Annotated in this window: 11 protein-coding genes; 9 read left to right on the forward strand and 2 right to left on the reverse strand. The window is 73.1% G+C overall.

Features of this window, described 5'->3' with window-relative positions; translation table 11 throughout:
* A complete protein-coding gene (locus tag ACTMVF_RS12400) occupies window positions 1-765 on the forward strand; it encodes a sugar isomerase domain-containing protein (protein ID WP_441271026.1) in 765 nt (254 codons plus the stop codon).
* A gap of 113 nt (window positions 766-878) precedes the next feature.
* A complete protein-coding gene (locus ACTMVF_RS12405; protein WP_441271027.1) occupies window positions 879-1,460 on the forward strand; it encodes an Rv1733c family protein in 582 nt (193 codons plus the stop codon).
* Between the two features lie 84 nt (window positions 1,461-1,544).
* On the opposite strand, the gene ACTMVF_RS12410 is transcribed toward ACTMVF_RS12405, so the two are convergent.
* A complete protein-coding gene (locus tag ACTMVF_RS12410; RefSeq protein ID WP_441271028.1) occupies window positions 1,545-2,294 on the reverse strand; it encodes a DUF4142 domain-containing protein in 750 nt (249 codons plus the stop codon).
* A 295-nt stretch (window positions 2,295-2,589) separates the two neighbouring features.
* On the opposite strand from ACTMVF_RS12410, the gene ACTMVF_RS12415 reads away from it, so the two are divergent.
* Window positions 2,590-5,577 carry a SpoIIE family protein phosphatase gene (locus tag ACTMVF_RS12415; RefSeq protein WP_441271029.1) on the forward strand — a complete coding sequence of 996 codons (2,988 nt, stop codon included), beginning with the start codon at window positions 2,590-2,592 and terminating at the stop codon, window positions 5,575-5,577.
* Here ACTMVF_RS12415 and ACTMVF_RS12420 read toward each other — a convergent pair.
* Entirely contained in the window at window positions 5,549-7,054 is a 1,506-nt protein-coding gene (locus ACTMVF_RS12420; protein WP_441271030.1) for an alpha/beta hydrolase, read from the reverse strand. The genes ACTMVF_RS12415 and ACTMVF_RS12420 overlap by 29 nt on opposite strands.
* Before the next feature lie 146 nt (window positions 7,055-7,200).
* Between ACTMVF_RS12420 and ACTMVF_RS12425 the strand changes: the two genes are divergently transcribed.
* Genes ACTMVF_RS12425 through ACTMVF_RS12450 form a run of 6 tightly spaced genes read left to right on the forward strand, consistent with a single transcriptional unit; the run spans window position 7,201 to window position 13,506 of the window.
* Entirely contained in the window at window positions 7,201-8,457 is a 1,257-nt protein-coding gene (locus ACTMVF_RS12425; protein ID WP_441271031.1) for an ATP-grasp domain-containing protein, read from the forward strand.
* A complete protein-coding gene (locus ACTMVF_RS12430) occupies window positions 8,454-9,299 on the forward strand; it encodes a Rossmann-like domain-containing protein (protein ID WP_441271032.1) in 846 nt (281 codons plus the stop codon). Before ACTMVF_RS12425 ends, ACTMVF_RS12430 begins: the two co-directional genes overlap by 4 nt.
* A complete protein-coding gene (locus ACTMVF_RS12435; protein WP_441271033.1) occupies window positions 9,296-10,372 on the forward strand; it encodes a PLP-dependent cysteine synthase family protein in 1,077 nt (358 codons plus the stop codon). The genes ACTMVF_RS12430 and ACTMVF_RS12435 overlap by 4 nt, the downstream gene beginning before the upstream one ends.
* A complete protein-coding gene (locus ACTMVF_RS12440) occupies window positions 10,369-11,406 on the forward strand; it encodes a dipeptide epimerase (RefSeq protein WP_441271034.1) in 1,038 nt (345 codons plus the stop codon). The genes ACTMVF_RS12435 and ACTMVF_RS12440 overlap by 4 nt, the downstream gene beginning before the upstream one ends.
* On the forward strand, window positions 11,390-12,655 hold the full coding sequence (locus tag ACTMVF_RS12445; protein WP_441271035.1) for an MFS transporter: 1,266 nt from the start codon (window positions 11,390-11,392) through the stop codon (window positions 12,653-12,655). Before ACTMVF_RS12440 ends, ACTMVF_RS12445 begins: the two co-directional genes overlap by 17 nt.
* Complete coding sequence (locus tag ACTMVF_RS12450) at window positions 12,652-13,506, forward strand: class I SAM-dependent DNA methyltransferase (protein ID WP_441271036.1); 855 nt, start codon at window positions 12,652-12,654, stop codon at window positions 13,504-13,506. Before ACTMVF_RS12445 ends, ACTMVF_RS12450 begins: the two co-directional genes overlap by 4 nt.
* The last annotated feature ends 14 nt before the right edge of the window (window positions 13,507-13,520 follow it).

Here is a 13,520-nt window from a genome sequence, read left to right on the forward strand (position 1 = left end):
GTGTCCGACGAGTCCCTGAGCGCCCGGCGCTTCGCGCGCGAGAGCATGGCCGTCCTCGACCGCATCGCCGATTCCGCCCGCGACGACGTGGTGCGCGCCGCCCGGCTGATCGCCGACTGCGTCCGCGCGGACGGCGTGATCCAGGCCTTCGGCACCGGCCACTCCCAGGCCATCGTCCTGGAACTCGCCGGACGCGCGGGCGGGTTGGTGCCGACGAACCGGCTGAGCATCGCCGACCTCGTCCTGTACGGCGGCGACTCGCCGAGCGTCCTCGACGACCCGCTCCTGGAGCGTCAGGCCGGGGTGGCGGGCCGGATCTACGACCTCGCCGCACCGCACCCCCAGGACCTCTTCGTCGTGATCTCCAACTCCGGCGTCAACAACGTCATCGTGGAGATGGCCCTGCGGGCCAAGGAGCGCGGCCATCGCGTCCTCGCCCTCACCTCCCTCACCCACACCCGCGCCGTCCCCGCCGGCCACCCCAGCGGCAAGAAGCTCGCCGACCTCGCCGATGTGGTCCTGGACAACGCGGCCCCGCGCGGCGACGCGCTGCTGGACCTCCCGGGCGGCGGCGCGGTGTGCGCCCTGTCCACGCTGACCGGCGTGATGCTCGTCCAGATGGCCGTGGCCGAGGCCTCCGCCCAGCTCCTGGCCGCCGGGGAGCGCCCGCCGGTGTACGTCTCGGCCAATGTGCCGGGCGGCTTCGAGGGCAACCTGGAGCTGGAGAGGCGTTATGCCGGACGGATCCGGCGCACCGCGAGCTGAGCCGACGGGGACGGGGGCGTGGGCCGAGCCAGGGACATTGACACGAAACGTACGGGCCGCCGCGGATGGGCGCACACTGGAAGAGTGCTGTCGGTGCTCAAGGGGGTGTCGGCATGGCTGCGTCGGAGTGCACGAGGGTGCGGCTGTGGCGGTGGCGGCGCAGTCCGCTGCGGCGGCGCAGTGACGTCATCGAGGCCTGGGTCGTGCTGTGCGGATGGGTGCTCGCGCTGGTCGGGGCCCTGTTCGTGGGCCTGGCGGCGGCGGACGCGGTCGTGCAGTCGGCGCAGACGCAACGGGCCGAGAGTCGCAAGGTGACGGCCGTACTCGTGAAGGACGCCGCGGATCCGGGGCCCTCGCGGGTCACCACCGACCATCTGGTGTGGGCCACCGTCCGCTGGACCGAACCGGACGGCTCGACCCGCACGGACGAGGCGCGGGTACCGCCGAAGGCGCAGGCGGGCAGCAAGGTCGAGGTGTGGACCGACCGCAACGGCGCCATCGCCCACGAGCCGCTGTCCGAGAGCGAGCTGGTCCTGCACTCGATCGCCGGCGGCGTCCTGGCCGGAGCGGGCACCGCCGGCATCGTGCTGGGGTCCACCTGGGTGGTACGGCTGGCGCTGGAGCGGCGGCGGCTGGAGGAGTGGGCCGCGGAGTGGGAGCGGATGGACACGCCGTGGGGGTGGAAGACGGGCTGACACGGCGTGGGGTGGAAGACCGGCTGACACGGCGTGGCACGACGAGTCGCAGCGCCCCGGAGGGCATCCGGGGCGCTGCTGCTGTCACTTGACGTCCGCGCTCGGCAGCGCCGACGGCGACGCGGTGTTCAGGTCCTCGAGCCCCTTGGGGATGGCGAGCGTGAGGACCGGGGCGCCCGGCTGGGGCGCGGGCGGGGTGAGCTGGTCCTTGGGGAGCTTCGGCGGGGTGGTCTGCTGGAAGTTGTTCGCGTCGAAGTTCACCATGCCGGTCTTCTCCAGGACCGTCATGTGGTCGAGCACGGTGTCGTTGGCCAGGTCGGCCAGCTGACGGACCATGCTGTTCTGCGTGGTGCCCCGGATCTTCGCGATGACCGGGAAGATCTGCCCGTGTGTCACCCGCATGATGGCGACACCGGTGGCGTCGAACTCCTTGCCCGTCTTGGAGTCCACGGTCGCCACGAACTGCTGCTGCTGCGGGCTGGCCTGGTTGGGCAGCGTGATGTTCAGTTCGGACGCGATCTTGCGGCAGGCGAGGTCGAGCCGGGCGTGTCCGACGACCAGGTGCTCGCCGGCCTCCTTCATCTCCGGGGTCGTGCCCCGCTCCATCGCCATCAGGCCCAGCGGGTGCTCCCACAGTCCGGCCGCGCGGACCTTGACCACGAAGTCCCGGTCCGCCTCGGTCAGCGGCCCGTACTGCGTGTTGGCGATGATCCGGTCCTGCGAGGCGGAGGTGGTCTCCACGCCCAGCATGGCGGGGTACGCGAGGGCGGAGAGGGTCAGGACGAGGGCGCCTCCCACGAAGACGGTTCCTACCATGCGGCGCGAGATGGGCATCGTGCCTAGCCTCCTGAGGTGAGCTGCTCGGTCCCCAGGAAGTACGTAGGGCGATCGAGAAACAATCACCGCCGCAGGCAAAAAATTTGGGCCGCTTGTGCGTCGTACGTCACATCGAGGGTCTCGGCGCAGGTGGCGCCGCGTGCTCCGCCGACTGCCCCTTCAGGGCGCGCTCCACCCAAGGGCTCCGTTGTGATGCACGTCACAAAAGGACTAGGGTGATTATCGCCTGGAGAAGCCGACTGGGCCGCGGGTCGAGCGGCGGCGCGTGACCGGGCGGCTTCAGGTGAGGGAAGTGATCCCTTTGACCGTCGCCTGGGACGACATCGGCGGACTCGTCGATGCCCACGAACGTTTCCTCGCCGGCTCACTGGTCGAGTCGGATGTCCGGGACTCGGTGCTCGATTCGTGGAAGCGGTGCCGCTCCGTCGGGCTCGAGCCGCACCGGCTGCTGGTCCGCTACACCGAGGACGTGGCGCTGGACGACCGGTTGCTGCGCGCTGCCGACCCGGTTCTGAAGGGCCTGGCCGCCTCGCTCGTCGACGTGGGGATGACCATCGCCGTGTGCGACGGGCAGGGCCGGATGGTCCAGCGGCTCGGCGGTGGCCGGCAGTTGTGCGAGCGTCTCGACGAGGTGCAGTTCGCGCCCGGGTTCGACGCCTCGGAGGCGGCCGTGGGCACCAACGGCGTCGGCACCGCCCTCGCCGAGCGCGGCCCGGTCTATGTCGCCGGCCGGGAGCACTTCGCCGACTGCCTGCAGCCCTTCGCCTGTGCGGGCGCGCCCGTCCGGGACCCGCTCAGCGGGCGCATCGAGGCCGTCCTGGACCTCACCTGCCTGCGCGACCAGGGCGACCCCGCGATGGTGCGGCTGGTGCGCGATGCCGCCCGGGACATCGAGGGCCGGCTGCTGGAACAGGCCTCCCAGCGCGAACGCGCCCTCCTCGCCGCGTACCGGCGCGCCGACGGTCACGCGCGCGGCTGGCCGAGGCAGCCCGAGGAACTGCGGTACGGCCACGCCGCCGATGCTCTCGGCCGGATCGACCTGGCGATGCTGCGCGAGAGGGCCGAGGAACTCATCGCCTCACCGCACCGCACCTTCGCCGAGGTCACCCTGCCCAGCGGCCGGACCGCCACCCTGTTGCGCCGACAGGTCCGGGGAGCGGCGGGGGAGACCGGTGTCGCCGTCGAGGCCCGCGTCCTCGGCGGCCCACGGCTGCGTCACCTCCGCCCGGCACCGTCGGCCGCGCAGGCTCTGGCCGCATCGGCCGTGCAGACCACGCTCGGGCCGGCCGCCCGGGCCGTCCAGGCGTTCCACGCAGTGCCGGTCGCGCCGGTCGCGCCGCCCACCTCCGACGGGCCCGCCCCGCCCCGCCGCCGGCACGGGCCGGAGTCCACCAAGGCACCGCCCGTGCCGGAGCCGGCCATCGCACCGCCCGCCACGACGCGCACCGTCCTCCCCACCCCCGCCGGACAGTCTCCGCGCGCCCCCACCGTCGTCCCCACGCCGCCACCGCCCACCCGGTCCGCGCCGGACGGCGAGAGTGACGGCGGCGGCGCCGAAGGGTGGCTGCTTCTCGTCGGGGAGCCCGGGGTCGGCCGGCTGGCCGTGCTGGCGCGGCGGCGGCTGGAGCTGCTGCACGACGCGAGCGTCCGGATCGGCACCACCCTGGATGTCAGTCGCACCGCGGAGGAACTCGCCGAGGTGACCGTCCCCCGGTTCGCCGACTTCGTCGCCGTGGACCTCCCCGACTCCGTGCTGCGCGGCGAGGAACCGGAAGCCCTCGGCGGCGCCACCGCGCTGCGCCGGGTGGCCATCCGCGCCGTACGCAAGGATCCCCACAACCTGTACGACGTCGGCGACCTGGTCGAGTACGTCCCGTCCACGCCGCAGGCCCGCTGCCTGGAGACCAGGCAGTCCGTGCTCGAACCCGTCCTGGCGGACGCGGGCGGCTGGATCGCGCAGGACCCGGCACGGCTGGCACGGGTGCTGGCGGCCGGCATCCACTCGCTGATCACCGTGCCTTTGCGGGCGCGGGGCACGACCCTCGGCGTGGTCAGCTTCTACCGCTCCGTGCAGCCCGCCCCCTTCGAGGACGACGACCTGTCCCTGGCCCAGGAGCTCTCCGGGCGCGCGGCGATCTGCATCGACAACGCCCGCCGCTACACCCGCGAGCACAACACCGCCCTCACCCTGCAGCGCAGCCTGCTGCCCCGCGGGCGTTCCGAGCAGAGCGCCGTCGAGGTGGCCTACCGCTACCTGCCCGCGCAGGCCGGCGTGGGCGGCGACTGGTTCGACGTCATCCCGCTGTCCGGCGCCCGCGTAGCCCTGGTCGTCGGCGACGTCGTCGGCCACGGTCTGCACGCCGCCGCCACGATGGGCCGCCTGCGCACGGCGGTGCACAACTTCTGCGCCCTCGACATGCCGCCCGACGACCTCCTCACCCACCTCGACGACCTGGTCGGCCGGCTCGACCGCGGCGAGGGCTGGGCGGCGGAGAACACGCCCGACTCCGGCATCGTCGGCGCCACCTGTCTGTACGCCGTCTACGACCCGGTGTCCCGGCGCTGCACCCTCACCCGCGCCGGGCACCCCCTGCCCGCGGTCGTCTCCCCGGACGGCACGGTCGAGTTCGTCGACCTGCCCTCCTGCCCGCCCCTGGGCCTCGGTGGCATGCCCTTCGAGACGGTCGAACTGGAGCTGGCCGAGGGCAGTCAACTCGTGCTCTACACCGACGGTCTCGTCGAGGACCGGCATCGCGACATCGACGCCGGCCTGGCCAAGCTGCGTACCGTCCTGGCCGACGTGGGCCGCCCGCCGGAGGAGACCTGCGAGGCCGTTCTCGACGCCCTGCTCCCGGCCCGCCCCGGCGACGACGTCGCCCTGCTCATCGCCCGCACCCACACGCTGGGCGCCGACCGGGTGGCCCAGTGGGAGCTGCCCAGTGACCCGGCGGTCGTCTCCCGCGCGCGTGTCGCGGTCACCGACCGGCTCGCCGCCTGGGGCCTGGACGACCTGGCCTTCACCACCGAACTGATCGCCAGCGAACTGGTCACCAACGCCATCCGCCACGCCCACGGCTCCGTCCAGCTCCGCCTGCTCCGCGACCGCGCCCTGATCTGCGAGGTCTCCGACGGCAGCAGCACCTCGCCGCGGCTGCGCCGGGCCCGCAGTACGGACGAGGGCGGGCGCGGCCTGTTCCTCGTCGCCCAGCTCACCGAGCGCTGGGGGACGCGGTACACCCCCAACGGCAAGATCATTTGGACGGAGCAGCCGTTGCCGTGACCGGTAGTCCGGGACCTGAGCAGCGCACATCTTCCGCGGGTACCGTCCCGTCGACGAGATAGGCGGCGACCGTCCCGTCCACGCACGCGTTGCCGCGGCTGGCGAACACGCCGTGCGAGTAGTCGTCGTCGAGGGTGACCAGGCGGGAGCCGGGCAGCACCTCCCGCAGCCTGCGGGCGCCTTCGATCGGGGTCACCGGGTCGTGCGCGGACGCGACCAACACCACCGGCGGAGCGGCCGGACTGCCGAGCGGCGTGCGGTGGTGCGGGCGGTGCTGCCAGTACGCGCAGGCCGACGCCTCCAGTCCGGTCAGGACCGGCTGCGGGTCGAGCCGGCGTATGCGCCGGATGTCCGCCACGACCTCCCGGGGCGTCGGTCCCGGGCCGTCCGCGCACTTCACGATCCGGTTGGCCGCCTCGTAGTTGCGCGATTCCGGGCTGTCGAAGGCGGACGCGGGGCGCAGGCCGTCCGGGCTGCCGTCGGTCAGATAGGCGCGCAGCCCGTCGGCCAGGCCCGCCCAGCGCTCGGTGCGGCCGAGGGCGCGGTAGACGGCGCGGTCGAACTCCGCCGGGCCGAAGCCGTTCACCGGGTGGGCGGCGAGTCCGTGGCGTACACGCAGATACGACCGCCGTACGGCATCCGCGCCGGAGCCCAGCCCGAAGCGCACCGGGTGTTCGGCGGTCCAGGCGAAGAAGGTGTCACGGGCGCGCAGCATCGCCCGGCCCTGGATCACGTCGAAGTCGTGCCAGTCCCAGGGCCCGACCACGCTGTCCAGGACCATGCGGCCGACCCGGTGCGGAAAGCGCGCGGCGTAGGCGGCGCCCAGGTAACTGCCGTACGAGACACCGAGAAAGCTCGTGCGCGGCTCGCCCAGCGCGGCGCGGATCGCGTCCATGTCGTGCGCCGTCTGCTCGGTGGACAGATACGGCATCACCTCCTTGCCCGCGCCCGCCGCGCAGTCGTCGGCCAGGTGCCGCTGTGACGCGAGGTACGTCCGCTCGGCGCGCGGAGTCGTGGGCACCGGGTCCGCTCCCGGCGCGGCGAACAGGCCGCCCATCGCACCGCAGTACACCGGCGTGCTGCGGCCGACGCCCCGCGGGTCGAAGCCGATGACGTCGTGCGAACGCCGTACGTCCGCGGGGAGTTTGGCGCGCTTGGTCACCGCGTAGGGGAGCCCGGAGCCACCCGGCCCGCCCGGGTTCACCAGCAGGATGCCGCGCCGCTCGGCCGGGGTGCCGGAGGCGGGGACGCGGGAGACGGCGATCTCGATGTGCCGGCCGGACGGGTGCTTCCAGTCGAGCGGGACGGTCAGGCGCCCGCATTCCACCCGCTCGGGTGCGGGCGGGGCCGGTACGGAGTCCGGGCAGGCGCCGAAGGTGAGGGAGGCCGACGCCCGGGCGGGGGCGGCGGTGGGGAGCAGGGCGGTCGCGGCCACGAGGGCGCACAGCAGGGCGGCGGGGCGGGGTGGGACGGACAAGGTCTCTCCCGAGAAGCGGAGTAAGGACGGGGTAGTAATTGAAAATGATTATCGCTAACGTGTGGGCGTCAAGTCCGTCACCCCTCCGACCGAGGGGTGCACGGGGCTGCCTTGACGTCTGAACTCACGGCACGAAAAGGGGAGTTGTGGCTCATCTGCTGGTGGTAGAGAGCTGGGTCGGGTCGATGAGCAGGCTGCTGCCACGGGCGATCCGGGAGGGCGGACACGAGTTCACCTTCCTCACCCGGGACCTGCATCACTACCTGCGCTCGGCGCCCGAGGGGACGGCACACCCGCTGCTCGGCGCCCGCAATGTGATCACGACAGAGACCAATGACCTCGACGCGCTGCTGCCCGAGGTGGAGCGGCTGCACTCCGTGCTGGGCTTCGACGGGGTGGTCACCTCCTGCGACTACTACCTGCCGACGGTGGCCCGGATCGCCGGGCACCTCGGCCTGCCCGGCCCCGGCCCCGAGGCGGTGGAGAACGCCTGCCGCAAGGACACCACCCGCCGCGTCCTCGCCGACGCGGGCCTGCCCGGACCGCGCTTCGCCGTCCACGAGGAGTGGGCCGACCTCGCGCGGGCCGCGAAGGAGATCGGCTACCCGCTGGTCGTCAAGCCGGTCGACCTGTGCGCGGGCATGTATGTGCGACGCGTCGATGACGAGTCCCAACTCGCCGATGCCTTCAGGGCCCTGGCCGACTTCCCGGTCAACGCCCGTGGCCAGCGGCGCACCTCCGCCGTGCTCCTGGAGGAGCTTCTCGACGGCCCTGAAGTGAGCGTCGAGACCGTGTCGTACGGGGGTGCGGTGCACCTGATCGGCGTCACCGACAAGAGCATCGGCGGAGCGCCCGCCTTCATCGAGACCGGCCACATGTTCCCCGCCGCCCTGCCGCTCGCCGACATCGACGCCGCCGAGCAGACCACGCTCGGCGCGCTCAAGGCGCTCGGGCTGACGGACGGCGTCGTGGCGCACACCGAGATCAAGCTGACCTCCGCCGGGCCGCGCGTCGTCGAGGTCAATCCCCGGCCCGCCGGCAACCGCATCACCGAACTCGTCCGCCATGTCACCGGCATCGACCTCGCCGCCGCCTGCGTGGACGTCGCCCTCGGCCGCGAGCCCGACCTCCGGCGCACGGACACGGGGCTGCGCAGCGCCGCCATCGGCTTCCTCGTGCCGGACCGCGCCGGGACGCTCGAAGCACTCGACGGCCGCCAACTGGCCGACCATCCCGACGTGTTGGAGGTGCAACTCGCCGAGCCCGGCAAGGCCGTGAAGGCGGCGGGCAGCAACAACGAGTACCTGGGCCACGTCATGGCGGGCGACGCGGAAGGCCTCGGCGCCCGTGACCGCGTGGCGGACCTGCTGGCCGGACTGCGCGCGGGGCTGGTGATCCGATGACCGCCGTCAGCGCGACGCCGACGGCGCCCTGTCGGACGTACGACGACCTGGTCGCCCGCGTCCGCGCCGGCGCCCTCGGCCCCGACCCGAGCACCCAGCGCATCGCCGTCGCCTTCACCACCCGGCAGGCCGTACGGCACGACGGTCGCGGCACCGGCTACCGCAACGAGGTCCTCAGCCTGCGCCTCGCCGAGGCCGTCGGGTCCTGCGCGGTCGAGCCCGGCGAACTGCCCGACAGCGCGCTCGACGACTGCGTGGGCGCCGACGTGGCACGGCTGCTGGAGCATCCGCTGCCGGCGGTGCGGGTGGCCGCCCTCGACGCCTACCTGATGCACGTCACCCCGCACACGCCGGACCACGGGGCACTGCCCGTCGACCTGCCCGCCGGGTCGTCGCTGGAGAAGTCCAAGACCAGGGCGAGGGCGGTCGTCGAGCTGCTGGACCTTCCGGCCGGGGGCACGGTGCTGGTCGTCGGCGTCGTCAACTCCCTGCTGGAAGCGCTGCGTTCGCGCGGGATCGGCTACGTGCCGTGCGACCTCAAGGGTGGCGTGACCGAGTGGGACGAGCCGGTTGTCACCGACGCGCTCACCGCCGCCCGGCGCTGTGACGCCCTGCTGGTGTCCGGGATGACCCTGGGCAACGGCACCTTCGAGCCGCTGCGCGAGCACGCGCTGCGGCACGGCAAGCAGCTGGTGATGTTCGCGCAGACCGGCAGCGCGGTCCTGCCCCGTTTCCTCGGGCACGGAGTGAGCGCGGTGTGCGCGGAGCCCTACCCCTTCTTCTGGCTCGACGGCGGGCCCGGCGTCGTCCACCGATACCGCTGTCCCGGGGATGTGCGATGACCACGACCGCCGTACTTCCCACCGCGCGCCCGGAGTTGCTCGCCCTGCTCGGCCGTACCCCCGTCGTCCGTATCACCACCGACCTGCCCCACGCCCACCCCGGTTTCTGGGCCAAACTCGAAGGCCTCGCGGCGGGCGGGATGAAGGCGCGGGCCGCCGTGTCGATGCTGCTCGGTGCGCGCGAGCGCGGTGAACTGCAACCCGGCGCCCCGGTGGTGGAATCCACCTCCGGCACGCTCGGCATCGGGCTCGCCTTCGCCGGGCAGGCGCTCGGCCACCCCGTCGTGCTGGTCGGCGACAGCGAACTGGAGCCGTCCATGCGCCAGTTGCTGCGCGCGCACGGCGTCCGACTGGAGCTAGTCGACCGCCCGGCACCCCAGGGCGGCTGGCAGGCGGCCCGCCTGGGCCGACTGCGTGAGCTGCTCGCCGAACTGCCCGGCGCCTACTGGCCCGACCAGTACAACAACCCCGACAACACGGCCGGCTATGCCTCCCTGGCCGCCGAACTCGGCGCCCAGCTCGACCACTTGGACATCCTGGTGTGCAGCGTCGGCACCGGCGGTCACAGCGCCGGCGTCATCGCCCCGCTGCGCCGGCACTGGCCCGCGCTCCGGCTCATCGGCGTCGACGCCACCGGCTCCACGATCTTCGGCCAGCCCGCCCGCCCCCGCCTGATGCGCGGCCTCGGCAGCAGCATCCACCCGCGCAACGTCGCCTACGACGCCTTCGACGAGGTCCACTGGATCGGCCCCGCCGAGGCCGTGGACAGCTGCCGACGACTCGCCCGGGGCAGCTTCGTCAGCGGCGGCTGGAGCACGGGCGCGGTCGGGCGGGTCGCCGCCTGGGCGGCCTGCGTGCACCCGGGGGCGGTCGTCGCCACCGTGTTCCCCGACGGGCCGCACCGCTACCTCGGCACCGTCTACGACGACGACTTCCTCGCCGCCCACGGCCTCGACCTCGCCGGCGCCGCCACCCGGCCCGTGGAGATACCGCATCCGTATGCCGCCGAGGCGAGCGGGTGGGCGCGGTGCGCCCGGGTCGCCGATCCGCTCTCTTCCGGAAGGACGCGATGAAGGCCCGCCTGCGCACCGTACGTCTCGAACTCGCCGAGCCGCTGCGCATCTCCCGCTCCACCATGACCGCCCGCGACGCCGTGTGGCTGGCCGTCGAGCATGACGGAGCGACCGGATACGGCGAGGCCGTCAGCAGCGTGTACTACGGGCTGGACGCCGACACGCTCGTACGGCTGATCTCGTCGGTCGGTCTGGAACGGTTCGCCGATCCCGAGAGCGCCCTGGAGGCCCTGCCCTCGGATGCCGTTCCGCCCGCCGTCATCGCCGCCGTCGAGTCCGCGCTGCTGGACCTCGTCGGCAAGCGGGACGGTGTGCCCGTCCACCGGCTCCTGGGAACCGATACACCGCTCGGCGTCGCCACCGCACGCACCATCGGCATCACCTCGCTCGCGCACGCGGCCGCCGAGGCCCGGCGCCTGGCTGCCAACGGCTTCCAGGTCATCAAGGTGAAGGCGGGCACCCCCGACCCCGAGGACGACATCGAGCGCACCCGGGTCATCCGTGACGCGGCCCCTCGGGTGCGGCTGCTGCTGGACCCGAACGGCGCCTGGAGCGTGGCGGAGGCCGAGCGGCTGCTGCCGCGGTTCGCCGCGCTCGGGGTCGAGGCCGTCGAACAGCCGCTGCCGCCCGGCGACCCGGACGCGCTGGGCGCCCTCGCCGAGAAGTCACCGCTGCCTGTCATCGCCGACGAGGACGCGGTGAGCGTCGAGGACGTACGGCGGCTGGCCGGGCGCGTCCACGGCGTCAACGTCAAGCTCGCCAAGTGCGGGGGAGTCCGAGCGGCCCTGAGGATCGCGGAGTTGATCGAGGGCAGCGGGACCGAGCTGATGCTCGGCTGCCTCACCGCCAGCACCCTCGGCCTGGCACCCGCCGTCCACCTGGCCGACCGTGCCCGCTGGGCCGATCTGGACGGGCATCTGCTGCTCGCGCACGACCCGTGGACGGGGATCGGCGGCGCGGACGGCACCGTACGCACAAGTGGCCTGCCGGGACTGGGAGTCGAGGAGGTGACGGCGCATGAAGACGTGGCGTGAGATGCGCGGATTCCCGCTCGCCGTCCAACTGCTCCTCGTCAACCAGCTCGGCGTCAACACCGGCTTCTACCTCCTCATCCCGTACCTCGCCACCCACCTCGGCGAGAACCTGGGCATGTCGGCGGCGGTCGTCGGGATCGTCCTCGGCGTGCGGAATCTGAGCCAGCAGGGCCTGTTCATCATCGGCGGCTCGGCGTCCGACCGACTCGGGGCGCGCGGCGTCATCATCGCCGGGTGCGCGCTGCGGACCGTCGGCTTCGGGTTGTTCGCACTCGGCGACGGGCTGCCGGTGCTGCTCGCCGCGTCCGTGCTCAGCGGACTCGCCGGGGCGTTGTTCAACCCGGCCGTGCGGGCGTACCTCGCGCAGGAGTCGGGGGAGCGCAAGGCGGAGGCGTTCGCGCTGTTCAACGTGTTCGCCACGACCGGCGCGCTGATCGGGCCGCTGCTGGGCAGCGCGCTGCTCCTCGTCGACTTCCGTACCTCCGCGCTGACCGCCGCCGGGATCTTCGCGGTGCTCACCGTGGCGCAGGCCCTCGTCCTGCCCGCGCGGAAGGTCGAGCCCAGCGGCAACAGCGGTGTCCTCGGGGACTGGCGGGAGGTGCTCGGCAACCGGGCCTTCCTGGCCTTCGCGCTCGCCATGGTCGGCATGTTCACCCTGGAGAACCAGCTGTACCTGCTGCTGCCCGCCGGGGCCCGCGAGGCCACCGGCTGGGACGGGGCGGCGGGGATCGTCTTCCTCGTCGGTACGGTGGCCAACCTGGCGCTTCAGCTGAGAATCACGAGGAGTCTCAAGGCCCGTGGTGACAGGGCGCGGTGGATCGCCGTCGGCCTGGCGGTGATGGGGCTGGCCTTCCTGCCGCCGGCCCTGGTGGCGGGGGCGGGGTCTCCCGGGTGGCTCGACGCCGGGCCCGTGCTGCTCGGCGCGCTGCTGCTCTACCTCGGCGTCATGGCCGCCTCGCCGTTCGTGATGGAGCTGATCCCGCGCTTCGGGCGACCCGAGCTGACCGGCACCTACTTCGGGATCTTCTACGTCGTCTCCGGAGTCGCCGCGGCCGTGGGCAACACCGTCGTCGGGTGGGCCATGGACGCGGGCGAGAGCGGAGGCCATGCGTGGCTGCCGTGGGTGTGCTGCGCCGTGTTCGGGCTGGCGTCGGCGGGCGGAGTGGCCTGGCTGCACCGGCAAGGGGCGCTGCCCGCGGATCCGGTCCCGGCAGCGGCACAGGCCTCTCAGCAGAGGAGCAACGCATGACCGGTACCCGGGTGGATGCGAGCCCTGACACCGATGAGCACCGCAAAGCCGATGAGCGGCGCAATCTCCTCACCGACAACCCCGCCCTCTACGAGGCCCGGTTCCCCGACCCGGACCGGCTCGCCGGACGCTGGGCCGAAGACTGCCTGCGCCGTCACGACGCCGGCCCGCGGGTCCTCGACATGGGCTGCGGCACCGGCCGCGACGCCGCCCACCTGCACTCCGTCGGCCGTACGGTGACCGGCGCCGACCTCTCCGAGGCGATGCTGGCGCACGCCCGCGTCCATCACCCGGGACCGGCGTACGTCCGGGCCGACCTGCACGGCTTCGACCTGCGGGACCGGGGCGGGGCCGCCTTCGACGCGGTCGTCTGCCTGGACAGCTCCCTGCTGTACTGCCACACCAACGACCAGCTCGACGGCTTCCTCGCCTCCTGCCGGCACGCCCTCTCACCGGGCGGCCTGCTGGTCGCGGAGATGCGCAACGGGGCGTACTTCCTGGGCCGTACGGACCTCCTCGACACCCCGTCCGCCAACGCGTTCACCTGGCAGGGCACCGCCTATCGGTCCACCACCACGCTGACCGTCGACCGCACCGCCCAACTCCTGCGCCGTACCCGCGTATGGACGGCCGACGACGGCTCGGCGCCCGTCGAACAGCGCTCCGCCTGGCGGCTGCTGTTCCCGCAGGAGCTACGGCACTTCCTCGCCGCCCACGGCTTCGAGGTGCTCGAACTGCACGACGGCCCCGGCCCGCGCACCGAGCCCGTCTGGTCCGAGGGCGACCTCCCGGGCCGTACGACCGACGCGGACCGGCTGCACGTCGTCGCCCGCCGCACCTCTTCCCACTGACACACCAAGATCTC

Source organism: Streptomyces sp. SD31 (assembly GCF_052068475.1).
Classification (GTDB): domain Bacteria; phylum Actinomycetota; class Actinomycetes; order Streptomycetales; family Streptomycetaceae; genus Streptomyces.

Bases quoted from the DNA above. Each gene is read 5' to 3' on its own strand.
- ACTMVF_RS12405 (WP_441271027.1), top strand. From the start codon at position 879: ATGGCTGCGTCGGAGTGCACGAGGGTGCGGCTGTGGCGGTGGCGGCGC.
- ACTMVF_RS12410 (WP_441271028.1), bottom strand. From the start codon at position 2,294: ATGCCCATCTCGCGCCGCATGGTAGGAACCGTCTTCGTGGGAGGCGCC.
- ACTMVF_RS12430 (WP_441271032.1), top strand. From the start codon at position 8,454: ATGACCGCCGTCAGCGCGACGCCGACGGCGCCCTGTCGGACGTACGAC.
- ACTMVF_RS12435 (WP_441271033.1), top strand. From the start codon at position 9,296: ATGACCACGACCGCCGTACTTCCCACCGCGCGCCCGGAGTTGCTCGCC.
- ACTMVF_RS12440 (WP_441271034.1), top strand. From the start codon at position 10,369: ATGAAGGCCCGCCTGCGCACCGTACGTCTCGAACTCGCCGAGCCGCTG.
- ACTMVF_RS12445 (WP_441271035.1), top strand. From the start codon at position 11,390: ATGAAGACGTGGCGTGAGATGCGCGGATTCCCGCTCGCCGTCCAACTG.
- ACTMVF_RS12450 (WP_441271036.1), top strand. From the start codon at position 12,652: ATGACCGGTACCCGGGTGGATGCGAGCCCTGACACCGATGAGCACCGC.